The sequence below is a fragment of the Comamonas sp. genome, assembly GCF_036666375.1.
GTDB lineage: Bacteria > Pseudomonadota > Gammaproteobacteria > Burkholderiales > Burkholderiaceae_C > Comamonas.
This window is the reverse complement of sequence record NZ_JAVWWA010000094.1, coordinates 1-21,806: the sequence shown is the minus strand read 5'-3', so window position 1 is coordinate 21,806 and position 21,806 is coordinate 1. Positions and strand designations below refer to the sequence as shown.

Below are 21,806 nucleotides of genomic sequence, written 5' to 3'. Positions count from 1 at the left end.
GAACAGATCGAGAAGGCGGGTGTCTGGCCAGGAGGACATGGTGTGCTCTATCAGGGGTGAAGCCGACATGATGCCGCGTTTTGCGTGGCGTGCAAACGACGGCCGCCGTGCCGCCCCGGGCACTCAGTCCCAGTTTTCCAGCACCACCTTGCCGCGCGCCTGGCCCGACTCGAGCAGCGCATGGGCGCGCTGCAGATTGTGGGCGTTGATGCTGCCGAAGCGCTCGGCCAAGGTGCTGCGTATCAGCCCGGAATCGACCAGCGCCGCGACTTCTTCCAGCAGCCGGTGCTGGCCAATCATGTCGGCGGTGCCGAACAGCGCGCGCGTGAACATCAGCTCCCAGTGCACCGATACCGACTTGCGCTTGAACGCGGTGATGTCCAGGGATTTCGGGTCATCGATCAGGCCGAACTTGCCCTGGGGCGCAATGGCTTCGACGATCTGCGCGAAGTGGGCTTCGGTCTGCGTGAGACTCACGATGTAGTCCACGCTGGCAAAGCCGGCGCGCCGCAGTTCCTCGGCGATGGGCCGGCTGTGGTCTATGACATGGTGGGCACCGAGTTCCTTGACCCAGGCCTGGGTCTCGGGGCGTGAGGCCGTGCCTATGACCGTGAGGTTGGTCAGCCGCGCCGCGAGCTGCGTGAGGATAGAGCCCACGCCGCCTGCCGCGCCGATGACCAGCAGCGTCTTGCCGCCGGGCTGCTTGCCGGGCGCGACGCCCAGCCGATCAAACAGCATTTCCCAGGCGGTGATGGTCGTCAGCGGCAGGGCCGCGGCCTGCGCGAAATCAAGCGACTTGGGCGCATGGCCCACGATGCGTTCGTCGACCAGCTGCAGTTCGCTGTTGCTGCCGGGCCGCGCAATCGAGCCTGCGTACCAGACGCGGTCGCCGGGCTGGAACAGCGTGACTTGCGGACCCACGGCGCGCACGATGCCGCTCGCGTCCCAGCCCAGCACCTTGTATTCCTGGCCTTGCTCCGGCGCGGCGCTGTTGCGCACCTTGGTGTCGACCGGGTTGACCGACACGGCTTTCACTTCGACCAGCAGGTCGCGGCCCGTGGCCACGGGATCGGGCAGCGTGATGTCGAGCAGTGCGTCGGGCGCGGTGATGGCCTGGGGCGTGCGGTAGCCAATGGCTTTCATGGTGGTTCTTTCTTGATGGAGTGCAGTGCAAACGCTATCTTGCGGCGTTTGCGGGTGTGGAAAAACCGTCCTGGCCTTGAAGCCACTTTCAAAAAATAGTTGAAAATCCAAGGCTGTACCAGATGCTGATTTACTTTCAGGTATCAAGATTTTTTTGAAATGAATCCATGAAAGCGCTGGGCGATCTCGATATCTTCGTGCGCACTGCCGACAACGGCAGCCTGTCGGCGACGGCGCGCGCGCTCGATCTGACGCCCGCGGCGGCCAGCGCTGCGCTCAAGCGCCTCGAGGCCGAGCTGGGCGTGCAACTGTTCCTGCGCTCCACGCGCAGCCTGCGGCTCACGCCGCAGGGCGAGCGCTTTCTTGCGCAATGCCGGCCCGCGCTGGAGGCATTGCAGCAGGCGGGCGCGCAGCTCGCCGCGGGCGGGCAGGCCTTGAAAGGCCTGCTCAAGCTGTCGGCGCCTTCGGACCTGGGGCGCAATGTGCTGCTGCCCTGGCTCGATGCGTTTCAGTCGCAGTACCCCGGGGTGGATATCCGCCTGCAGCTGTCGGACCGCATGGCCAATGTCTACAGCGATCCCGTGGACGCGGCATTTCGCTATGGCAAGCCACCCGACTCCAGCCTTGTCGCCTTGCCGCTGGCACTGGACAACCGGCGCGTGCTGTGCGCAGCGCCGGCGTATCTCGCGCGGCATGGCGCACCGGCCGCACCGCAGGACCTGGCCGACCATGCCTGCCTGTGCTTCATGCTGGGCGATGAAGTCAACGACCGCTGGCGCTTCACGCGTGCCGGCACCGCGCCGCTCAGCGTGCGCGTGCGCAGCGCCAATGTCGCCAACGACGGCGATGCCGTGCGGCGCTGGGCGCTGCTGGGCAAGGGCATTGCCTACAAGTCGGGCCTGGATGTTGCCGACGACCTGGCCGCAGGCCGGCTCCAGGCGCTGTGCGTCGACTGGGCGACCGAAGCCGTGCCGCTGTTTCTCGTGGTGCCCGGCCGGCGCCAGCTGACGCCGCTGGTGCGCTGCCTGCATGACTTCATGGCGCCACGTTGCCAGGAACTGGTCCGCAAGATCGGGCCTGGCGCCGCCGGCCTTCTATGATGGCGGCATGCGCCCCGGCAACCTGGGGTGGTCTGCACACCGCAACCGGAGACACCTTCCCCATGACCATCGCTTCCGCCGTCATCCAGGCCTTCACGCCCACGGGCGTTCTGCGCGCTGCCATCAACCTGGGCAATCCCATACTGGCCCATGCCGATCCCGTGAGCGGCGCACCCGGCGGCGTCTCGGTCGATCTGGCGCAGGCGTTTGCCCGGCGCCTGGGTGTCGAGCTGCGGCTGGTGGTGTTTGACGCCGCCGGCAAATCGGTGGATGCGGTGGGCAACGAGCAGGCCGACATCGGTTTCTTCGCCATCGATCCGCTGCGCGGCGCGCATATCGCATTCACCGCGCCCTATGTGCTGATCGAAGGCAGCTATCTGGTGCGCGCCGACTCGCCGCTGCAGCGCAACGACGAAGTCGACGCCAGCGGGCTGCGCGTGGTGGTCGGCAAGGGCAGTGCCTACGACCTCTATCTTTCGCGCGAACTGAAGAACGCGCAGATCCTGCGCGCGCCGACCTCGCCCACCGTGGTGCAGACTTTTCTCGCGGAAAACGCCGATGTCGCCGCGGGTGTCAAGCAGCAGCTGGAAGCTGATATTCGCGACCGCGCCGATCTGCGCCTGCTGCCCGGGCGCTTCATGGTGATACAGCAGGCGATGGGCTGCCCCAAGTCGCGCGGCGAAGACGCGGCCCGGGTGCTGGGCGGCTTTGTCGAGGAAATGAAGGCCAGCGGCTTTGTGGCCCAGGCGCTGCAGCGCCATGGCATCCAGGGTGCGGGCGTGGCGCCGGCCGCAGACTGACGCGCAGCCGGCTTGCATGCTATTATTTTCAGGCCTGCGTGAGCTGCGCAGGCCTGGCCAAGGACGACCTTGGTGCTGATCACACAAGGGGACGGCCCTGTGCTTCCAAGGAAGTTTGCCATGGCCGTCTACCTGCCTGTCTCGCGCGCAACAGCGTCCCCGCGTTCCTGTTTTTCTGACCGGCCCGCCGGGGTCGGCGCTCGGTGGGGAGCCGCCGCATGAGCACCGAGTCGACATCCACGCGCCTGATTCCTCGCGCAACCTGGGCCTTGCTGGCCTGTGCCTGGCTGGTGGTCGGGCTGTTCATGGCTTTGGGCGCGCAGTGGCTGGCCGCGCCCCTGCGCCCCTCGATGGCCGCAGGCGTGTTCGCGCTGCTGTTTGCCACCATACTTGCGGCCTCGTTTGGCGTGGTCAGGCAGGCCGACCACCTGGCCCACCAGCTGGGCGAGCCCTACGGCACCTTGATCCTCACGCTGTCCATCGTTGCCATCGAAGTGATACTGATCGTTTCGGTGCTGCTGGGCCCCGGCGACTTCCCGACCATAGGCCGGGACTCGATCTTTGCGGTGATGATGATCATCATGAACCTGGTGATGGGAATGTGCCTGCTCACGGGCTGGGCCAGGCATGGCGACCAGGAGTACAACGCCCAGGGCGCGGCGTCCTATCTTTCCATGATTGCGCTGCTGACCGGCACGGCGCTGGTGCTGCCCAACTACACCAGTGGCGCGGGCGAGTTCACGCGCGTGCAGGCCGCGGGCATGGCGGTGCTGACGGCGCTGCTGTATGGCGTCTTCCTGTGGCTGCAGATGCGCAGCTGCAAGCGCTTTTTCATCCAGCCGCCCGCAGGTGAAATGGCAAGCCCAGCGGATGCTGCCGCGCCCATGCCCGCCGTGGCCACGCACGCGCCTGCGGGGCGCAAGACGCTGCTGCTGCGCTCGGCCCTGCTGCTGGCCATGGTGCTGCCCATCGTGCTGCTCGCGCATTATCTGGCCATCGTCACCGATTACGGCATTGCTGCAGCCGGCGCGCCGCCCGCGATAGGCGGGGTGCTGATTGCCATCATCGTGTTCACGCCGGAGTCGATCACCGCGGTACGCGCCGCGATGAACAATGAAATGCAGCGCGCCATCAACCTGTGCCTGGGCGCCTTTGTCTCCACCGTGGGCCTGACCGTGCCGGCGGTGCTGGCCATTGGCCTGCTCACCGGCAAGCCCGTGGTGATGGGGGTTTCGGCGACTGAAACGCTGCTGTTCGCCGTGACGCTGGTGCTGGCGCTGCTGAGCTTCAATGGCCAGCGCACCTCGCCGGTGCAGGGCTGGATGCATCTGATGCTTTTCGGGGTCTTTGGAATGCTGCTTTTCCAACCCTGAAGCACTCGCATGGTGCATTGATTGTTCAACAATGACAATTGAATCCTAGTACAAGTACCTAGTGATTGCAGTGCATGACGGCCTGGATTGCCACTAACATCGACCTCCTTGGCCCGGTTCTTGCAATCGGCATTGCCGTCACTTATTACTGTTCACCATGCTTGCATCCTCTTTTTCCCGGCGCGCGCTTCTGGCCGCGGCTGCCGCGGTGTCCGTCACTCCGCTGTGGGCCCAGTCCACCTATCCCAACAAGCCCATCCGCCTGGTGATTGGCTACGCGCCCGGCGGCTCGGTCGACATGGTCGGGCGGGTGATTGCCGACATCCTCACCAAGCACCTCGATGCGACCGTGGTGGTGGAAAACCAGGCCGGCGCCGCCGGCGTGGTCGCGGCCCAGCGCGTGGTCAGCAGCAAGCCCGACGGCTACACGCTGCTGGCGGGCTCGAGCAATGAACTCGCAGGCACCAAGGCGGTCAACACCGCGCAGAAATACGATCCGTCCAAGGACCTGACACCCATAGGCCTGGCCGCGCTGGCGCCCAACATGTGGGTCGCGGGCGCGCATGTGCCGGTGAAGAACCTCGACGAGTTCGTGGCCCTGGTCAAGAAGAACCCGGGCAAGTACAGCTACGGCAGCCCGGGAATCGGCTCGACGCCGCATTTCTCGGCCGAGCTGATCAAGAAGCTTGCCGGCCTGTACATCACCCATGTGCCTTATCGCGGCTCGGCCACGATGACCACCGACCTGGGCGGGGGCAATGTCGATTTCGCCATCATCTCGCCGCTGGCCGCCGGTCCATTCCTGCAGAACGGGCGCATGAAGGCGCTGGGCGTGACCACGGCCAACCGCCTGCCGGGCTTCAAGGATGTGCCGGCGCTGGGCGAGCACCCGGCGCTCAAGGGCTATTCGCTGGCCGGCTGGTTTGCATTTGCCGCGCCCAAGGACCTGCCGCCCGAGATCCTCGCCAAGCTGCAGACCGCGCTGCGCGCCGGCCTGGCCGACCCGGCGATCCGCCAGCGCCTCGAAGCTTCGGGCGCCATTCCCGCCAAGGGCGACGAGAACCTGGCCCAGCTGATCCGCACCGACATGGACAAGTACGCGGATCTGGCGGCCTACGCCAAGATCGTGGAGTAAGCGTTCCGCATTGACCAGGGCAGGAAGGCCCGTGAACTCGCGCAGGCGTTCGCTGCGGGCCGGCGCGGGGGCACGCAGTGCGTCTCCTCGCGACCTTCGGGGCGCTTGCGGGGTTAACCATCATTTGCCGCTGGCCAGGCACAGGGCAGACTGTTGGCGGAGTTTCTCCAGTCATGGCCAGGCGTTGCAGCGGGCCCGTCGCAGTCCCCAGGCGAACATGGGGCATTCACTTCCCATCCACACCGACACGCAATGGCATTGCATTCAGGAACACATGCCGACTTCCTGACAGGCTGGTGCTCGGCAACAGCGTGCAAGCGCTGTCGAACACATTTTCGTAATCAGCGCATGCGCGGATGTCGCTCTGATGCGTCTGGTGAACGACTACGGGCCGCACGCTACGGCTGCCTGGGGAGTGGTCAGCCAGTTGTCGGCGCGTTCAGTTTCCTGCCGCATCGATTGCCTTGGCGGCCGCCGTTTTTTCTGCGCAGGCCATCGGGCGCGGGCAGCCGGAAGGCAGATGCGTGGCGCCAAATGCCTGCTCGACCAGCGCGCTGTCCACCCGGTGGGTCAGATGCCGGTATGCACCGATGCGGTGGCCTGGGCCCATCCGCCGCGCCGCCGACGCGAAGTCCAGTTCCGCAATCTGCAGGAAAGATTGAGCGCGGCCCACCAGCGCGGGGATCACAGGCTTGAGCAAAATGCACAGCAACCGGAAGGCCTCCAGACAGGCTGTGCACACGGCCAGCAGCTGGGTCCCGCATTCGGGCTTTTTTGCGAGCTCCCAGGGCTTGTTCCTGTCGAAATAGGCGTTTACCTGGTCCGCCATGGCCATGGACTCGCGTATGCATCTGGCGTACTCACGGGCCTCGTAGCGGGCGCCGGCCTGCTCCACCAATGTCTGCAGATTTCCCAGCAGGGCCAGTCCCTCCTGATCCGGCAGGCCCAGGGTGGCGTCGAATTTTTTCAGAATGAAGCCACTGCAGCGGCTGGCGATATTGACGAATTTCCCCACGAGATCGGCATTGACCCGGGCCACGAAGTCCTGGGGATTGAAATCCGTGTCGTCGATTCCGCCATTGAGCTTTGCCGCCAGATAGTATCGAATCCAATCGGCATCCAAGCCGAGGTCCAGATATCTGAGCGGATCAAGGCCGTTGCCCTTACTCTTGCTCATCTTCTCTCCCCTCACCGTCAGATGGCCATGGGCGTTAATCTTGGATGGCAGGCGCAGACCGGAAAAATGCAGCATGGCCGGCCAGAACAATGCATGGAAGTAGCTGATGTCCTTGCCGATGAAATGAACCTGTTCCAGCAACGGGTCGCCGAGAAATTCGTCAAAGGTTTGAGCGGTGCGCGAAGGAACATGCCAATGGTTGCGTGCGCCGCCCTTGTCGAAATGGTTCTTCAGACTGGCGAGGTAACCCACGGGCGCATCCAGCCAGACATAGAAAAATTTTCCGATTTCGCCGGGAATCGGTATGCCGAAGTATGGGGCATCGCGGGATATATCCCAGTCCTGCAAGCCGTCGGCAAACCACTCGGAGACCTTTCTGGCGATTTCGGGTTGCAGCGTGGCATCGGCAGTCCACGAACGCAGGAATGCCTGAATCGCAGGGTCAGACAGGCGAAAGAAGAGATGCGTTGAATTTCTGAGCTCCGGCACCGCACCGCTCAGAATGGAGCGGGGCTGGCCCACATCGGTGGGTGCATAGACGGCCCCGCAGGCGTCGCACGAGTCGCCATGCTGTTCAGGCGCGCCGCAACGCGGACAGCTGCCTTTGACGTAGCGGTCGGGCAGGAACATGCCTTCTACGGGGTCGTAAAACTGTTCTATGTCCTTGCGTGCGATCAGATTGCGTGCTTGGAGCTTTCGATAGATATCCTGCGCCAATTGCTGGTTCTCGGTGCTGTGTGTCGAGTGCCAATTGTCAAAGCGAATATGGAATCCGGCCAGATAAGCGGCGCGCGAACGCGCAATGTCGGCGATGTACTGCTGCGGCGTGACGCCCGCCTTTTGCGCAGCGATCATGATGGGCGCGCCATGCGCGTCGTCGGCGCAGACGAATTGCACTGCATGGCCGGCCATGCGTTGCGCGCGCACCCAGGTGTCCGCCTGTATGTATTCGAGCAGGTGACCCAGATGAAGAGGGCCGTTGGCGTAGGGCAGAGCAGTCGTGACGAAAAGTTTGCGCGGGGCTAGGTTCAAAGGCATGGGCGTGAAGGCAATGGTGAGGGGCTGGGTCAGGGAAGGCAGGTCGAAGTGCGCAGCTCGGCGCGGGGTTGGTGGATGCCCAACAGGCGTGCGAATGCGTTGTCGAAGTTCAAGGAAGAATGGGGTAGTCCAAGCCTGTAATGACAGGCTTTTGCGTGATTGCCTTGAATGCAGCTTTCAGGCTCTGAGAAAACCCGCTCCCATGCGTTCGTTGCGCCGTCGAGGCTGCTGCCTGACAAAGATGACGAGGAGTGCGGGCTGCTGGAATACAAGTTCCGTCGATCAAGAAATTGCGTGCTACCAGATAGCAGGTAAGCATGGCGGAGTTCCCCTGGTCCATTACCTGCTGCTGAACCCGTTGAATCAGCTTGGCCTCATATTTCGGCGTGTACAACACCACGGATTCGTTGCCAGCAATACTATTGGGATCGCGCGTGGAATTGCACTGCAGCCCTGTGAGAAATTCGATGTCTTCTGCCAGTGATTCGATTTCCTGAAGCCGGTCGTGAAGCTGCCATATGCGATTGAAACGTCCCAAATCCTGATGTACTTGTCGCAGCACGCCAATATCCGCAAGATATTTCAATGCGGCAGGCAGCTGTGCCTGTGGCCGGTCGACCAGGAGTCGTTCGAGCTCTTGCAAAGTGATGGTGCTGCCCCAACCCATGCCGCGCATTGCCAGCGCCGCCTGGTAAATATCCGAGGAGTCGAGGCGGACAATGGCTTGACCTGATGCAAGGAAGAATTTCCCAGTATCCAGCTCCATGCATTGAAAAGGACGGATGAGATATTTCACTTGTTCAGTTATGTCGCTGGATTGGGCGGATGTCACGATGGATAATTTTCTATCGATCGGGATCGCTCTGGCGTTTTTGCAAACGGCTTAGTTGTTGCCGCCTGTGCCGCTGTCGGCGCAGCCTTGCATGCGAACCGCTTCGATATTCAGCTTTGACAGGCGTTTCAAAGCGATAAAAGATCCGAATGGGCAATCTTGCGTTTCTTTGTCGTTAAGCTCGCGTAATTCGCAGGAAGCTGCAGCAGCCGAATCTGTGTCGGACATGAGTTGTGGGCTGGACTCTTTCACTATTGCTCCTGTTTCGAAACCGAAGAAAATTCTTCGACCTTGAGTCTAAAAGTGTGATAGTTAAAAACAATCATAAGAATACATTGAATTTAAATATTAAATGTAATCTTTCGTTTCCGGCGCCGCAAAGGATCGACAGCGGCATTCGGCGGCCGGCGCTGGCCGTGATGTCGGCGAACAAGACGCATTGCCGGAATAGAAAAAAGTCCTGGAGCGTGCGCTCAGGACTTTGTGGCGGGCTGCGGTGCTTGCGACTGCCGAGGTCGGTGCCGGCTGGGAGCGGCAGTGAGATATGGCTCAGGTTGAGCCCGGTGCGCGGGCAATGGCTGGGAGTGCGCAGAGCCTTCAGCAGGAAATCCTGTTTGCAGGCCATCGTTGCGCTGTTCCGCGTCGGCCATTGTCGCTTGCCCGCCCGGCGCCGTCGGGCCGCAGGGCAGGCTTCTTCAGGCGCGGTCTCAGAACTGGTAGTTCGCGCTCACCAGGAAGCTGCGCGGCGCGCCCGGCATGGCGTTGGAGCGCCAGTATTCCTTGTCGAACAGATTCGACACCGCCAGGGTCACGGTCCACGGCGCCGCGCGCCAGCCGATCAGTGCATCCCAGCGCGTATAGCCGGGAACGACGGCGGTGTTGGCGGCATTCGTGTAGCGCTCGCTGGTATGCGTTGCGCCCAGCTCGCCATACCAGGCGCCGGCCGGCGCATAGCGTACGAACAGGCTGCCGTTGCGCCTGGCGGTATTGGGCAGTAACTTGCCCACGTTGGCCGGTGCGCTCACGTCGCTGGCGACCTTGGCATCCATGATGCCCACGCCGCCGCGCACATACCATGACGGCGCGACGCGGCCGGAGGCGCTGAATTCAATGCCGCGCGAACGCTCCTTGCCGCGTACCGCGAAAAGGTAGGGGTCAAGGTCGGGCTCGGGCCGGTAGCGGATGTTGTAGTGCTCCAGCTCATAGGCCGCAAGCTGGGTCGACAGCTTGCCGTCGAGCCAGTCGCTCTTGATGCCGACTTCGAACTGGCGCGAATGCTGGGGTTCTTCGTCCAGCACCGCCGTGGCGGCGGTATCGACGCTGAGCGTGCCGCGGCCGCCGTAGGGCGAGAAGCTCTTGTTCCACGATGCGTAGATGCTGTGCTCTTGCAGCGGCTGCCAGACCACGCCCACGCGCGGGCTCACGCTGCTGTCGCCGGTGTCGCGCTGAAAGCCATTGATGCGGTTGGTGCTCTCGAACGTGTAGTTGTCGTAGCGCGCCCCCAGCAGCACTTTCCACTGCGGCGCGAGATGGACCATGTCCTGCACGTAGAACGCGTGGCCCTTGCCCAGGTGCAGGTTGTGCTGCGTGGGCGCGCCCTGCGCCGGGCGCTGGGCATTGAGCACCGGGTTGAACGGATCGACGAAGCCGTTGCTGGCGGCGGTCGAGAACAGCCGCGGCGCGCGCTCTTCCTCGGTGTAATCCGCGCCCAGCAGCAGCTCGTGGCGCATGCCGGCGATGTCGATGCGGCCCGTCAGGTCCAGCGTGTTGGACGTCGTCTTGTTCGCGGTCTGCTGCCAGGCATAGCTCTGGCGCACCTGGCCGCGGTGGCTGCAGCTGGCGCCCGTCGACGTGCGGCCCTGGGCATTGCAGTAGGTGCCCAGGAAGTAGTGGTCGAAGTCCTGCGCGGCCTCGCGCCGGCTCGCGACCCAGCGCAGGCTCCAGGCCGGGTTGAAGTCGTAGCTCAGATCGGAGCGCAGCACGCGCAGCCGGTCCTCGACATAGTCGCCGGGCTGGGCGAAACCCTGGCGTATCGGCACGCCGGCCGGCAACTGGTCATAGGCCGGACTGCGGTCGGGAACGCGCCAGACGTTGTCATAGGTGTACTGGCCGATCCAGCGCAGGCCCTTGCGGTTATCCACCAGGATGCTGGGCGAAATCATCTCGTTCTTGTTGCGTATGCCGCTGCGAAAGCTGTGCGCCTGCTCGCGGTCGGCGGTGAGGCGCACGGCGACGTTGGGGTTGATGACCTGGTTGATGTCTATGGTGGCGCCGACGTTGTCCCAGGAGCCGCCGCGCAGCGTGACGCTGCTCTTGGCGTCGAAACGCGCCTGCTTGCTGACCAGGTTGACGACGCCGCCACCGGCGCTGCGGCCGTAGAGCACCGAAGCCGGGCCCTTGAGGATCTCGATGCGCTCGACGTTGGCGGTGCTGCGGCGCACCTGGCCGCTCTCGCGCACGCCGTCGCGGTAGATGTCGCCGGCATCGGCCTGGAAGCCGCGGATCATCACGCCCTCGCCGCGCATGTCGTAGCTGGTGTTGACGCCGGGCACGCCGTCGAGCATGGTCGCGAGATCATTGATGCCGTAGCTCTTGTACTTGTTGACTTCCAGCGTATCGATGGTCTGCGGGATGTCCCTGGGCGCCATGTAGGTCTTGGTGGCCGTGGTCACGCCTTCGGGGCGCACGTCGTCGGCGTCGTACTGGCTCGCGTTGACCTGCACCGTGGGCAGCGTCAGGACCTGCGCCGCGTTGTCCGCCTGCTGCGCGCCCGCGGCCGCACAGGCCAGCCCCGCCAATGCGGCCAGTGCGCGCAAACGCATGGGACACATGGCCCCGGTTCCCTCATTTTTGTTCGTCATCAATCAATTCGCTCGAAGGTAGCGAGCCGCTTATGTAAAGGGCTCATGTCTGAAAGTATTGGATTGTAATGACAACGAGAAGCATTCGCATTCAAATAAAATGACGCAGCGATGTATTGATGCCACGCAGCATCCGGAGCCATGGGAGCATGCAAGCCTGCAGCTTGGCTGCGCAGCCCAAGCCGGGGCGGCAGGCCGGCAAAAAAGCGTCATCGCGCATTTGCGCGCAACGCCGCGCGCATCTCAAGAGGAAGTCCCGTTCGCGGCAGTCATAAATCCGGTGCCAAACGGTCTGCTCAGGGTTTTCGCCGGGCATGCGCGGCGCGCGCCGGCGTGCGGAATCACGACAATGGCAGCATTGAACCCTGGCCTTTGTGGAATACCTGCATGCGAATCTTGTTGGCGGAAGACGAATCGGCGCTGGCCGACTGGCTGGTGCGCGCCCTGGCGCAAGGCGGGTTCCAGGTGGACTGGGTGGCTGACGGCCGGCTGGTGCGCCGGGCCCTGCGCGCCACGCGCTATGACGCACTGATTCTCGATCTGGGCCTGCCCGGGCTCGCGGGCGAGGAGGTGCTGCTGAGCCTGCGCGAAGAGGACGACCCGCTGCCCATCCTGGTCCTCACGGCGCGCGACACGCTGGCCCAGCGCGTGGCCACGCTGCGCGCCGGCGCCGATGATTTCCTGGCCAAGCCTTTCGAAGTCGAGGAGCTGGAAGCGCGGCTGCAGGCGTTGATACGCCGCGCCAAGGGCCGCGAGCCCACGCGCTTTCACTGCGGACAACTGGTCTACGAAGCCTCGACGCGGCGTTTCGAGTCCGGCCCGCAAGCCCTGGTGCTGACGCCGCGCGAACATGCGCTGCTGGCCACGCTGATCCAGGCCAGGGGCGCCCCGCTGGGTCGGCGCGAGCTGCTCGAGCGCGTGTTCGCTGGGGACAGCGAAGTCTCGCCCGAAGCCGTCGAGGTGCTGGTCCACCGGCTGCGCAAGCGGCTGGCGGGCACGGGCACGCAGATCGCCACGCTGCGCGGCCTGGGTTACGTGCTCGAGGCGGCGCCGTGAATCTCGACGCCCTGCACCGCGTGAGCCTGCGCCGCATGCTGATCGTGCTGCTGCTCGCTGGCGTGATGGTCGGCAGCCTGCTGCAGGTCTGGCTCACCTGGCATACCGCGCGCTCGGCGGTGAACGCCGCGTTCGATCGCTCGCTGTTCGGCGCGGTCAAGGCGATCGATGCCAATGTGTCCACCGAGAGCGGCGGGCTGGCGGTCGAACTGCCCTATGTGCTGTTCGAGTTCTTCGAGCTGACGGCCAACGGCTCGGTCTATTACCGTGTCGCGACGCAGGACGGTCTGGTCGAGATCGGCAGCCCCGACCTTCCCATGCCCGACGCGCCGCTGCAGGACCGGCAGCCGCATTTCGCCACGGTGGAGTACGCGGGCGCACAGATGCGCATCGCGACCTATCAGCGCTCCTTGCCGCAATCGGTGGGTGGCAGCAGCGATACGCGGCTGGTGATACAGGTTGCCGAGCCGTTTGCCTCGCGCGACCAGTTCAGCCGGCGTTTCATCGCCGGGGCGCTGGCGCGCGATGCCCTGCTCGCAGCCCTGGCGGCAGCGGCGGTGGCCGCGGCCGTGGCCTGGGCGCTGCGGCCGCTGCGCCAGCTGCGCCAGGAAGTCGCCGCGCGCGCGCCCGAGGATCTTTCGCCCATGGACACCAGCCGCGTGCCGCGGGACGTATTGCCGCTGGTCGAAGCGATGAACCAGCATATCCTGCGCAACCGCGAACTGCTGGACAGCCAGCGCCGGTTTGTCGATGACGCCTCGCACCAGCTGCGCACGCCGCTGAGCACGCTGCAGACCCAGCTCGCGTTTGCCCAGCGCGCCAGCGATCTGCCCAGCGTGCAAGCCGCGCTGGCGGCGGTGCGTGAACAGCTGCGCCACACCATACGTCAGACCAACCAGATGCTCGCGCTGGCGCGCGCCGACAGCTGCGACGTCCAGGCCGAGGCCGTGGACCTTGCCGAGCTCGCCAGCGAAGTCACGCGCCGCTGGTGGCCGCAGGCGCGCGCTCGGCAAATCGACCTCGGGCTCGAGGCTGCGGCCCAGCCGGCCCGGGTGCTGGCCCAGCGCGAACTGCTGGAGGAGGCACTGGCCAATCTGCTGGACAACGCCTTGCGCTATACGCCCGCGGGCGGCCGGGTCACGGTCACGGTGGGCGTGGACGGCGACAGCGCGAGCCTGGGAGTGAGCGACAGCGGGCCTGGCATTCCGCCCGATGAACTGGGGCGCGCGACGCAGCGCTTCTTCCGTGCCAGCAACTCCCAGGGCACGGGCTCGGGCCTGGGCCTGGCCATCGTGGCGTCGATCGCCAAACGCCACCACGGCCATTTCGACCTGCTGCAGGCATCGGACGAGGGCGGCCTGTGCGCGCGCATCACGCTCGCGCGGCGCTGACCTGTGCCTACCTCGCCGGCTGCAGGCCGAACTCCCTGACCAGCTCGCGGTAGTGCGCGACCTGCTGGTGCACATAGCGATCGAGGTCCCTGCCCACCAGCGCCATGGGAAACAGCCCGCGTTCGGCGCGCAACTGCTGAAAGCCGGGCGTGGCCAGCATCTTCGCAAAGGCTTCGGTCCAGATGGCATGGTCGCTGTCGGACACGCCCGGGCCCAGGTAGAAGCCGCGCACGATGGGCCAGGAGATCGCCGCGCCCGCCTCGCGCGCCGTCGGCACCTGGGACAACGGGCCCGGCAGGCGCTGGTCGGACATCACGGCCAGTATGCGCAGCCGCGCACCTGCCTGTATCTGCTGGCGCGTCTCGGCGGCGTCGCCGGTGAACACATGGATGTGGCCGCCTTCGAGCGCGCGCATGGCTTCGCCGCCGCCCTCGAACGCGACAAAGCGCATGCGCTTGGGATTGGCGCCCGCGGCGCGCGCCAGCAGCGCGGCCTTCATCCAGTCCTGGCTGCCTATGGTGCCGCCCGCGCCCAGCACCACCTTGGCCGGTTCGGCTTTCATCGCGCGCATGACATCGGCCAGCGTCTGGTAGGGCGAGTCGTGCGCCACCACCACCGCGCCGTAGTCGGTGGCAATCGCTGCGAGCCAGCGCACATCGTGCTCGGTGTGGCGGCCGAACTTTCCCTGTGCCAGGTTCAGCAGCGAGCCGCCCGAAAAGGCGACGATGGCATTGGACTGGGGCGGGCTCTGGGCAATCATGCTGCTGTACGCCACGGCGCCTATGCCGCCGGGCAAATAGCGCAGGTGCATCGGGCTGGTGATGAGGCGTGCGTCGAGAAGGCCGCGCTGCACCAGCTTGCAGCTCAGGTCGAAGCCGCCGCCGGGCTTGGCCGGCGCAATGCATTCGGTCTGCTCCAGCGGACCGGCGGTGGCCGGCAGGCACAGCACGGCGGCGAGCAGCGCAAGATGAATTCGGTAAGGCATGGGCATGGAGCATATACAGGTCGAGAGCCCTGGCGCTGCCGGTGCGCCTAGGGTAAACACCTTGCGATTGAAAGCCGGCTGAAAGCTAGTCACAGGCAGCATCGGGGCTTCATAAGTATTTCGGAGACAGACATGCAACGCCTTGCCCACGCATCGGATCTTTCCGCGGCCCCCACGCGCCGCCAACTGCTGGCCGGAGGCGGCGCGCTGGCGCTGTCGGGCCTGCTGCCCGGCGCGGCCATGGCGCAAGCCGCCTGGCCGTCGAAGTCGGTGCGCTTTGTCGTGCCGTTCGCGCCCGGCGGCAGCTCGGAGATCGTTGCCCGCTCCACATCTGCCGAGCTGTCCAAGACGCTGGGCCAGAGCGTGTTCGTCGACAACAAGCCCGGCGCGGCCGGCAACATCGCCATGTCGGAAGTGGCGCGCGCCGATGACCAGCACACGCTGATCCTGGGCCACATCGGCACGCTGGCCGTGAACCCCTACATCTTCGACAAGCTGCCCTGGTCGCCCAAGGACTTCAAGCCCATCAGCCTGCTGGCCAAGGTGCCCAGCCTCTATGTGGTGCACCCCGACGTGCCGGCCAAGAACCTGCGCGAGTTCATCGCCTACGCCAAGAGCAAGCCCGGCCGCCTGAGCTATGGCTCGGCCGGCAACGGCAGCGCGGGCCAGCTGGCGTTCGAATACCTGAAGATGTCGGCCGATGTGTTCATGCTGCATGTGCCCTATCGCGGCACCGGTCCCATGCTGACCGACCTGCTGTCGGGCCGCGTCGACGCGTCCGCTATCGGTGCCGCGGCCATCCTGCCGTTCATCAAGTCGGGCAAGGTGCGCTGCATCGCCACCGGCTCGTCGCAGCGCCTGGCGCAGCTGCCCGACGTGCCCACCGTGGCCGAGCAGGGCTTCCCGGGCTTCGAGATGACCCAGTGGTACGGCATGCTCGCGCCGGCCAACATGCCCCAGGCCCACATCGACAAGCTGTCGGCCGAGACCATGAAGGCCGTCAAGGCGCCCGACGCGCTCAAGCGCCTGCATGGCGATGCGGCCGAAGTGATTGGCGACACGCCCGCGCAGTTCGCGCAGTTCATCGCCACCGAGCAGGAGCGCTGGAAGAAAGTGATCGCGCGCGCGAAGATCAAACCCGATTGAGTTCGGCTGCGCTGATCCACTGCGCGTCCCAGTCGCGCGCCAGCCGCTGGCAGCGCTGCAGCGCCACGGCCTCGGTTTCGAAGTCGACGATATGGCAGCTGTCGGCCAGCGGCGGGCGCGGGGGCAGGTCGCTGAAGCGTCCGTCCGTGAGCAGCCACAGCGACAGCAACTGTGCTGAGGATGCCTTGCGGCGGCGCTGCATCAGCGTCTGCGCGAGCTGCAGGGCCGAGGCCACGGGCGTGCCGCCGCCGCCGCGCAAGGGCGCGATCCATGCGGCATTGAAGGTCGCGACCTTGCCCGGCGCCTGCAGCAGCCGCGCCTCATTCCCCGAAAAACCGATCACGGCCAGGTGCTCGCGCCGGCGATAGAAGCTCTCGGTCAGGGCCAGCAGACAGCCCTTGGCCAGCGCGAGCTTTTCGCCGCGCAGCATCGATGCCGACATATCGAGCAGCACGCAGTGCAAGGTATTGCTGCCCAGGGGCTGCGGCCGATAGCGCAGATCGCGCGCGCGCAGCGGCGCACGGCCCTTGGCCGCCAAGGTCCTTACCCAATCGAGGCGCGTGCTGTCGGCGCCGCTGAGGCGCCCCTTGCGCGCGGTGTTCGCGCCGCGCCCTGCCTTGGCCTGACCGGCCAGCGCAGGACGCGTCAGGCTTTTTTTGCGGCGAACGCCTTCAGCGGTTTGACGGCCTGCAGCCCTGTGGCCTGGGGCGGGGGCAGGGCCCCCCAGTTGTCAGGCGGAGTATCGCTGCCTTGCGCTGCGGGCGCAGGCGGGGGCGGGGCGCTGTCAGGGGGCGTTGCGTTCGAGGGGCTTTCGGCCGGCGGCGGCGGCGTGCCCGCGCCGGCATCATGGCTGCGCCGGTGCGCGAGCGCCAACTCAGCGACGGCATCGACATCGGCCACGCTCACTTCAGCGCGCCCGGCCAGCGCCGCATGGGCACGCGCGGCGCGCAGCATCACCAGATCGGCGCGCACGCCTTCGACGCCCGCGCTCTGGCACAGCTGGGCCACATGGTCGAGCACGGCGTCGTTCCAGTCGAGCGCCGCCACGCTGTCGCGCGCGGCCGCGACGCGCGCGGCCAGCGCCTGCTGCGCAGCCGCGTAGCGCGCGGCAAAGGCCTCGTGGTCGGCGTCGTAGGCCATGCGTGTCTGGACGATCGCCTTGCGCGTCGCGACATCGGGCACATTGCCCAGCTGCACGAACAGGCCGAAGCGGTCGAGCAACTGCGGGCGCAGCTGGCCTTCCTCGGGGTTCATGGTGCCTATCAGCGCAATGCGCGCCGCATGCTGGTGCGAGACGCCGTCGCGCTCCACGCGGTTGACGCCGCTGGCGCTGACGTCGAGCAGCAGATCGACCAGGCCGTCGGCCAGCAGATTGACTTCATCGACATAGAGAATGCCCTGGTGGGCCTGGGCCAGCAGGCCGGGGCGGAACTGCACGCGGCTGTCCTGCAGCGCGGCCTCGAGATCGAGCGAGCCCACGAGCTGCTCCTCGGTCGCGCCCAGCGGCAGATTGACAAAGCGGCCCGCGGGCAGCAGCGCCGCGAGCGCGCGCGCGCTGGTCGACTTGGCCGTGCCGCGCGGGCCTTCGACCAGCACGCCGCCAAGCAGCGGGTCCACGGCCACCAGCAGCAGCGCGGTCTGCAGCTGCTGCTGGCCTTGCAGGGCGGTAAATGGAAAGGCCAGGGGATAGGTCATCGGTTCTCCAGAAGCTGTTCGGCTTCGAGCAGTTGTTGTTCCAGCAGCGGCTGGTAATCGCCGCTGTCCTGCCACAGGCCGCGCTGCACCGCTTCGAGCAGGCGTTCGCAGATGCCGTGGAAGGCCGCGGGATTGTGCTGCTGCAGGAAGGCGCGCGTGCCGGCATCGATGACAAAGGCATCGGTGACGCGCGCGTACTGGTCATCGCGCACCACGCGTGCCGTCGCGTCAAATGCAAACAGGTAGTCGACGGTGGCCGCGACTTCGGCCGCGCCCTTGTAGCCATGGCGCTTGATGCCCGCTATCCATTTGGGATTGGTCACGCGCGCGCGCAGCACGCGGCTGATCTCTTCCTGCAGCGAGCGCATGCGCGGCGCCTGCGGGTTGCTGTGGTCGCCGAAGTAGAGCTCGGGCTGCTGGCCGCTGTAGTGGCGCACGGCCGCGGCCATGCCGCCCTGAAACTGGTAGTAGTCGTCGGAGTCGAGCAGGTCATGCTCGCGGTTGTCCTGGTTGTGCACCACCAACTGCAGGGAACTCAGGCGCCGCACAAAGGTCTCGGGCAGCTGCGTGCCGTTGTCGTTCTGGCCGTAGGCGTAGGCGCCCCAGTTGCGGTAGGCCGTCGCCAGGTCGGCGTCGGTCTGCCAGTTCTTGCCGTCCATCAGGCCTTGCAGTCCCGCGCCATAGCTGCCGGGCTTGGCGCCGAACACGCGCAGGCCCGCCTGGTGGCGCGCATCCTTGGCGTCCATGCCTTGGCTTTGCAGCTGCGCGGCTTCCTGCAGCACGCGCGCGCGAATCGGATTCGTGTCCGCGTCCTCGTCTTCGAGGTCGGCGACCTTCTGCACCGCGGCGTCGAAAAGCCGGATCACATTGGTGAACGCATCGCGGAAAAAGCCCGAGACGCGCAGCGTCACATCGACGCGCGGGCGGCCGAGCACCGACATCGGCAGCACTTCGAAATCGACCACGCGCCAGCTGCCGTCGGCCCACTTGGGGCGCACGCCCAGCAGCGCGAACGCCTGGGCGATGTCGTCGCCGCCGGTGCGCATGGTCGCCGTGCCCCAGACCGACAGGCCCAGCGTGCGCGGGTAGTCGCCATGCTCCTGGGTGTATTTCTCGATCAGCAGGTTGGCCGACTGCAGGCCCAGCGTCCAGCTTGTGGGCGTAGGCACGGCGCGGGTGTCGATGGAGAAGAAGTTGCGGCCCGTGGGCAGCACGTCGGGCCGCCCGCGTGTGGGCGCGCCGCTGGGGCCCGCGGGCACGAAGCGGCCTTCGAGGCCGCGGCTCAGTTGCAGGATTTCCTGCGGGCCGCAGGCTTGCAGGCGCGCGCGCAGGTCGTTCTGCACGCGCGCCAGCACGGCCAGGGTCTGCACCATGGCGGGCGCGCTGGCGCTGATTTCCTCCAAGGGGCGTTCGAGCCAGTCCAGCGCGAGCAACTCGAGGCGTTCGCGTGTATCGCCCGTATGGCGCCAGGGCTGGGGATCGATCTGGGCCAGCAGTTCGGGGCGCGGGCCGGTCCAGGGCGCTTCCCAGGCCGCGTCCAGCGGGTTGAAATCCTGGCCCAGCAGCAGATCGCGCGCCAAGGCCTGGATCAAGCTGTTGTTCGCGCCCTGGCCATTGCCCACGGGGTGGCGCGCCAGCGCCAGCAGCGTGTCGCGCGCCAGCCGGCCCGTGGGCGACTGGCCGAAGATATGCAGGCCGTCGCGGATCTGGCTTTCCTTGAGTTCGCACAGATAGGCGTCGGTCTTGTTGAGCAGCAACTGCTCTTCTTGCGCGCTGCGCGGCTTGGCCACGCCCAGATCCTGGTGCAGGTCGTGCGCCAGGATGTGCTCGAGGATCTGCCGGCGCAGCAGTTCCGCGCGTCTGCGGTCCATGGTGACCGCGTCGTAGTACTCGTCGACCATGCGCTCGAGGTCGCGCGTCGCGCCATAGCTTTCGGCGCGTGTGAGCGGCGGCATCAGGTGGTCGACAATCACCGCCTGGGCGCGGCGCTTGGCCTGCGTGCCTTCGCCCGGGTCGTTGACGATGAACGGGTAAAGGTGGGGCATCGGCCCGAACACCAGATCGGGCCAGCAGGTGTTGGCCAGGGCCACGCTCTTGCCCGGCAGCCATTCGAGGTTGCCGTGCTTGCCCACATGCACCATGGCATCGGCGTTCCATTCGCTGCGCAGCCAGTGGTAGAACGCGAGATAGTAGTGCGGCGGCACCAGATCGGGGTCGTGGTAGCTGGCCGCGGGGTCTAGGTGGTAGCCGCGCGCCGGCTGAATGCCAACAAAGATGCGGCCGCAACGCAGTCCGGCAATCATGAAGCGGCCATCGCGCAGCATGGGGTCGGCTTCGGGCGGGCCCCAGCGTTCCAGAATGGCCTGCTGGTTGCCTTGGGGCAGGCCGGCGAAGAACGCCTGGTAGCTTGCCAGCGCCAGGCTTTGCTGCGCGGGGCGCAGCGCCCAGGAGTCGGGGTCGTTGGTGATGCCTTGCTGCAATTGCACCATCAAGGCATCGCTGTCGGCAGGCAGATCGGTCAGCACATAGCCCTGCTCGCCCAGCGCGCGCAGGATATGCATCACCGAGGCTGGCGTATCCAGGCCCACGCCATTGCCCAGCCGGCCTTCCTTGGTCGGGTAGTTGGCCATGATCAGCGCCAGGCGCTTGTCGGCATTGGCTTTACCGCGCAGCCGGCACCAGCGCTGGGCGAGTTCCACCACGAAGCCCAGGCGTTCGGCATGCGGCTGGTACTGCACCACATCGGATTGCGTCAGCTCGCTGCGGTGCGAGCGGCCCTTGAAGCTGATGGCGCGCGTGATGATGCGGCCGTCGACTTCGGGCATGGCCACATGCATGGCGATGTCGCGCGGCTGCAGGCCATGGGCGTCGTCGAGCCAGCTTTGCTCGTTGGCGCCCGACATGATGACCTGCAGCACGGGAATGTCGCCGGCCAGCGCATGGTCGCCCGGGGTTTCCAGCGACGACTGCGAAAACGAGGTGGTGTTGAGAATCAGCGCCACCTGGTGCGCGGCGCACAGCTGGTGCAGCATGGCCATGCAGGCCGCGTCTTTCAGCGACAGCAGGGCCAGCGGCAGCGGGTTCATGCCGCGCGCCAGCAGCTGTTCGCTCAGCGCCTTGAACACCTGGGTGTTGCCCGACTGCAGGTGGGCGCGGTAGAACACGATCAGCACCACGGGCGCGCCGGCTATCCATTGCAGCGCTCCGGGCTGCTGCCAGCTGGCGCTGTCGGCGGCGTCATTCTCGGGGTGGAAGACCGCGACCGACGGCAGAGGCCGCGGCGGCAAGGCCGGCTGTTCGCCGCCGAGAAAGCTGTGCCACAGATAGCGGAACATCTCGCGCGCGTTGGCCGCGCCGCCTTCGCGCAGATAGCGCCAGATGCTGCGGCACTGCTCCATCGTCGCTGTGCTTTTCTGCAGCAGGTTCAGGTCTTCGCTGGTGTCGCCCGAGAACATCACCAGCTCTATGCCCTTGAGGCGGCAGATTTCGCGAATGCGCTCCGTGCCATAGGGCCAGTAGCTTTCGCCGCCCAGGTGATCGATGACGATCACGCGCGCGTGCTGCAGCACTTCATCGACATAGAGATCGACCGACGCCGGCTGGCGCAGGTGCATCAGATTGGCCAGGCGCACCGTGGGCAGTCGCTCGCCGTCCAGGCCGGCGCGCAGCTGGGCATAGACTTCGGCCAGCAAGGCCAGCGTGGTGTCGGCCGCGCTGAGGAACACCACCTGTGCCGGGGTCTGGCCCATGCTGGCGACGAAGGCTTCGTCGTCGACAAAGCCGCCGGGCTGGACAGCGAGCAAATGCATCAGCGGGCTCCCAGCTGGTCGAGTTCGGCGCTGATCGCGGCCTGGTCCAGTTCATGGCCGATCAGCACCAGATGGGTCTGCGGCGTCTCGCCCGCGGCCCAGCGGCGATCGAAATAGCTGTCAAAGCGCGTGCCCACGCCATGCACCACCAGGCGCATGGGCTTGCCCGGAACGGCCACAAAGCCCTTGACGCGGTACACCGTGTGTTGGGAGACGATGCGCGCCAGCGCCGCGAGCAGCGCCTCGCGCTCGACTGCGGGCAGCT

Annotated in this window: 18 protein-coding genes; 7 read left to right on the top strand and 11 right to left on the bottom strand. The window is 66.0% G+C overall.

All coding sequences use genetic code 11. The features are described 5' to 3' along the window. Positions 1-123 precede the first annotated feature (123 nt). Entirely contained in the window at positions 124-1,143 is a 1,020-nt protein-coding gene (locus RR928_RS19250) for a zinc-binding alcohol dehydrogenase family protein (protein WP_332547940.1), read from the bottom strand. A gap of 167 nt (positions 1,144-1,310) precedes the next feature. On the opposite strand from RR928_RS19250, the gene RR928_RS19245 reads away from it, so the two are divergent. The 4 genes from RR928_RS19245 to RR928_RS19230 all read left to right on the top strand — a co-directional run bounded on the left by RR928_RS19245 (position 1,311) and on the right by RR928_RS19230 (position 5,551). Beyond that, a complete protein-coding gene (locus tag RR928_RS19245; protein ID WP_332535369.1) occupies positions 1,311-2,243 on the top strand; it encodes a LysR family transcriptional regulator in 933 nt (310 codons plus the stop codon). A 62-nt stretch (positions 2,244-2,305) separates the two neighbouring features. Continuing rightward, entirely contained in the window at positions 2,306-3,043 is a 738-nt protein-coding gene (locus tag RR928_RS19240) for an ABC transporter substrate-binding protein (protein ID WP_332535371.1), read from the top strand. A 218-nt stretch (positions 3,044-3,261) separates the two neighbouring features. Further along, entirely contained in the window at positions 3,262-4,416 is a 1,155-nt protein-coding gene (locus tag RR928_RS19235; protein WP_332683803.1) for a calcium:proton antiporter, read from the top strand. A gap of 157 nt (positions 4,417-4,573) precedes the next feature. Beyond that, complete coding sequence (locus RR928_RS19230) at positions 4,574-5,551, top strand: Bug family tripartite tricarboxylate transporter substrate binding protein (protein WP_332535375.1); 978 nt, start codon at positions 4,574-4,576, stop codon at positions 5,549-5,551. A 439-nt stretch (positions 5,552-5,990) separates the two neighbouring features. Here RR928_RS19230 and metG read toward each other — a convergent pair whose 3' ends face one another. The 5 genes from metG to RR928_RS19205 form a co-directional block, all read right to left on the bottom strand. Then, on the bottom strand, positions 5,991-7,766 hold the full coding sequence (gene metG, locus RR928_RS19225) for a methionine--tRNA ligase (RefSeq protein WP_332683801.1): 1,776 nt from the start codon (positions 7,764-7,766) through the stop codon (positions 5,991-5,993). Between the two features lie 109 nt (positions 7,767-7,875). Then, positions 7,876-8,598 carry a hypothetical protein gene (locus tag RR928_RS19220; RefSeq protein ID WP_332683799.1) on the bottom strand — a complete coding sequence of 241 codons (723 nt, stop codon included), beginning with the start codon at positions 8,596-8,598 and terminating at the stop codon, positions 7,876-7,878. A 51-nt stretch (positions 8,599-8,649) separates the two neighbouring features. Further along, positions 8,650-8,826: a hypothetical protein gene (locus tag RR928_RS19215; RefSeq protein WP_332535382.1), complete on the bottom strand. Its 177-nt coding sequence runs from the start codon at positions 8,824-8,826 to the stop codon at positions 8,650-8,652. Positions 8,827-8,920: 94 nt separating this feature from the next. Next, positions 8,921-9,223: a hypothetical protein gene (locus RR928_RS19210; RefSeq protein ID WP_332547947.1), complete on the bottom strand. Its 303-nt coding sequence runs from the start codon at positions 9,221-9,223 to the stop codon at positions 8,921-8,923. An 82-nt stretch (positions 9,224-9,305) separates the two neighbouring features. Then, positions 9,306-11,420, bottom strand: a complete 2,115-nt coding sequence (locus tag RR928_RS19205; RefSeq protein WP_332535384.1) for a TonB-dependent receptor — start codon at positions 11,418-11,420, stop codon at positions 9,306-9,308. A 426-nt stretch (positions 11,421-11,846) separates the two neighbouring features. Here RR928_RS19205 and RR928_RS19200 point away from each other — a divergent pair, with 426 nt between their 5' ends. Continuing rightward, the gene (locus RR928_RS19200) at positions 11,847-12,515 is read left to right on the top strand and encodes a response regulator (RefSeq protein WP_332535386.1); all 669 of its coding nucleotides are present in this window, start codon (positions 11,847-11,849) and stop codon (positions 12,513-12,515) included. Then, positions 12,512-13,906: a sensor histidine kinase gene (locus RR928_RS19195; protein ID WP_332547949.1), complete on the top strand. Its 1,395-nt coding sequence runs from the start codon at positions 12,512-12,514 to the stop codon at positions 13,904-13,906. The genes RR928_RS19200 and RR928_RS19195 overlap by 4 nt, the downstream gene beginning before the upstream one ends. A gap of 7 nt (positions 13,907-13,913) precedes the next feature. Here RR928_RS19195 and RR928_RS19190 read toward each other — a convergent pair whose 3' ends face one another. Next, on the bottom strand, positions 13,914-14,897 hold the full coding sequence (locus tag RR928_RS19190) for a tripartite tricarboxylate transporter substrate binding protein (protein WP_442881445.1): 984 nt from the start codon (positions 14,895-14,897) through the stop codon (positions 13,914-13,916). Positions 14,898-15,023: 126 nt separating this feature from the next. Here RR928_RS19190 and RR928_RS19185 point away from each other — a divergent pair, with 126 nt between their 5' ends. Further along, a complete protein-coding gene (locus RR928_RS19185) occupies positions 15,024-16,037 on the top strand; it encodes a Bug family tripartite tricarboxylate transporter substrate binding protein (protein WP_332547950.1) in 1,014 nt (337 codons plus the stop codon). On the opposite strand, the gene RR928_RS19180 is transcribed toward RR928_RS19185, so the two are convergent. The 4 genes from RR928_RS19180 to RR928_RS19165 all read right to left on the bottom strand — a co-directional run. Continuing rightward, positions 16,024-16,575 carry a vWA domain-containing protein gene (locus RR928_RS19180; RefSeq protein WP_332547951.1) on the bottom strand — a complete coding sequence of 184 codons (552 nt, stop codon included), beginning with the start codon at positions 16,573-16,575 and terminating at the stop codon, positions 16,024-16,026. The two genes, RR928_RS19185 and RR928_RS19180, sit on opposite strands and share 14 nt — an antisense overlap. Before the next feature lie 107 nt (positions 16,576-16,682). Beyond that, positions 16,683-17,732, bottom strand: coding sequence for an AAA family ATPase (locus tag RR928_RS19175; protein ID WP_332535393.1), 1,050 nt, complete (start codon positions 17,730-17,732; stop codon positions 16,683-16,685). Beyond that, positions 17,729-21,541: a cobaltochelatase subunit CobN gene (cobN, locus tag RR928_RS19170; protein WP_332683795.1), complete on the bottom strand. Its 3,813-nt coding sequence runs from the start codon at positions 21,539-21,541 to the stop codon at positions 17,729-17,731. Before cobN ends, RR928_RS19175 begins: the two co-directional genes overlap by 4 nt. After that, the coding region (locus RR928_RS19165) for a GTP-binding protein (protein WP_332683793.1) at positions 21,541-21,806 on the bottom strand (266 nt) is incomplete at its 5' end. The genes cobN and RR928_RS19165, both read right to left, overlap by 1 nt.

Coding starts and splice junctions, on each gene's coding strand:
- metG (WP_332683801.1), bottom strand. CDS start 7,766: ATGCCTTTGAACCTAGCCCCGCGCAAACTTTTCGTCACGACTGCTCTG.
- RR928_RS19205 (WP_332535384.1), bottom strand. CDS start 11,420: ATGCGTTTGCGCGCACTGGCCGCATTGGCGGGGCTGGCCTGTGCGGCC.
- RR928_RS19240 (WP_332535371.1), top strand. CDS start 2,306: ATGACCATCGCTTCCGCCGTCATCCAGGCCTTCACGCCCACGGGCGTT.
- RR928_RS19235 (WP_332683803.1), top strand. CDS start 3,262: ATGAGCACCGAGTCGACATCCACGCGCCTGATTCCTCGCGCAACCTGG.
- RR928_RS19215 (WP_332535382.1), bottom strand. CDS start 8,826: ATGTCCGACACAGATTCGGCTGCTGCAGCTTCCTGCGAATTACGCGAG.
- cobN (WP_332683795.1), bottom strand. CDS start 21,541: ATGCATTTGCTCGCTGTCCAGCCCGGCGGCTTTGTCGACGACGAAGCC.
- RR928_RS19250 (WP_332547940.1), bottom strand. CDS start 1,143: ATGAAAGCCATTGGCTACCGCACGCCCCAGGCCATCACCGCGCCCGAC.
- RR928_RS19200 (WP_332535386.1), top strand. CDS start 11,847: ATGCGAATCTTGTTGGCGGAAGACGAATCGGCGCTGGCCGACTGGCTG.
- RR928_RS19230 (WP_332535375.1), top strand. CDS start 4,574: ATGCTTGCATCCTCTTTTTCCCGGCGCGCGCTTCTGGCCGCGGCTGCC.
- RR928_RS19185 (WP_332547950.1), top strand. CDS start 15,024: ATGCAACGCCTTGCCCACGCATCGGATCTTTCCGCGGCCCCCACGCGC.
- RR928_RS19175 (WP_332535393.1), bottom strand. CDS start 17,732: ATGACCTATCCCCTGGCCTTTCCATTTACCGCCCTGCAAGGCCAGCAG.
- RR928_RS19210 (WP_332547947.1), bottom strand. CDS start 9,223: ATGGCCTGCAAACAGGATTTCCTGCTGAAGGCTCTGCGCACTCCCAGC.
- RR928_RS19190 (WP_442881445.1), bottom strand. CDS start 14,897: ATGCCCATGCCTTACCGAATTCATCTTGCGCTGCTCGCCGCCGTGCTG.
- RR928_RS19245 (WP_332535369.1), top strand. CDS start 1,311: ATGAAAGCGCTGGGCGATCTCGATATCTTCGTGCGCACTGCCGACAAC.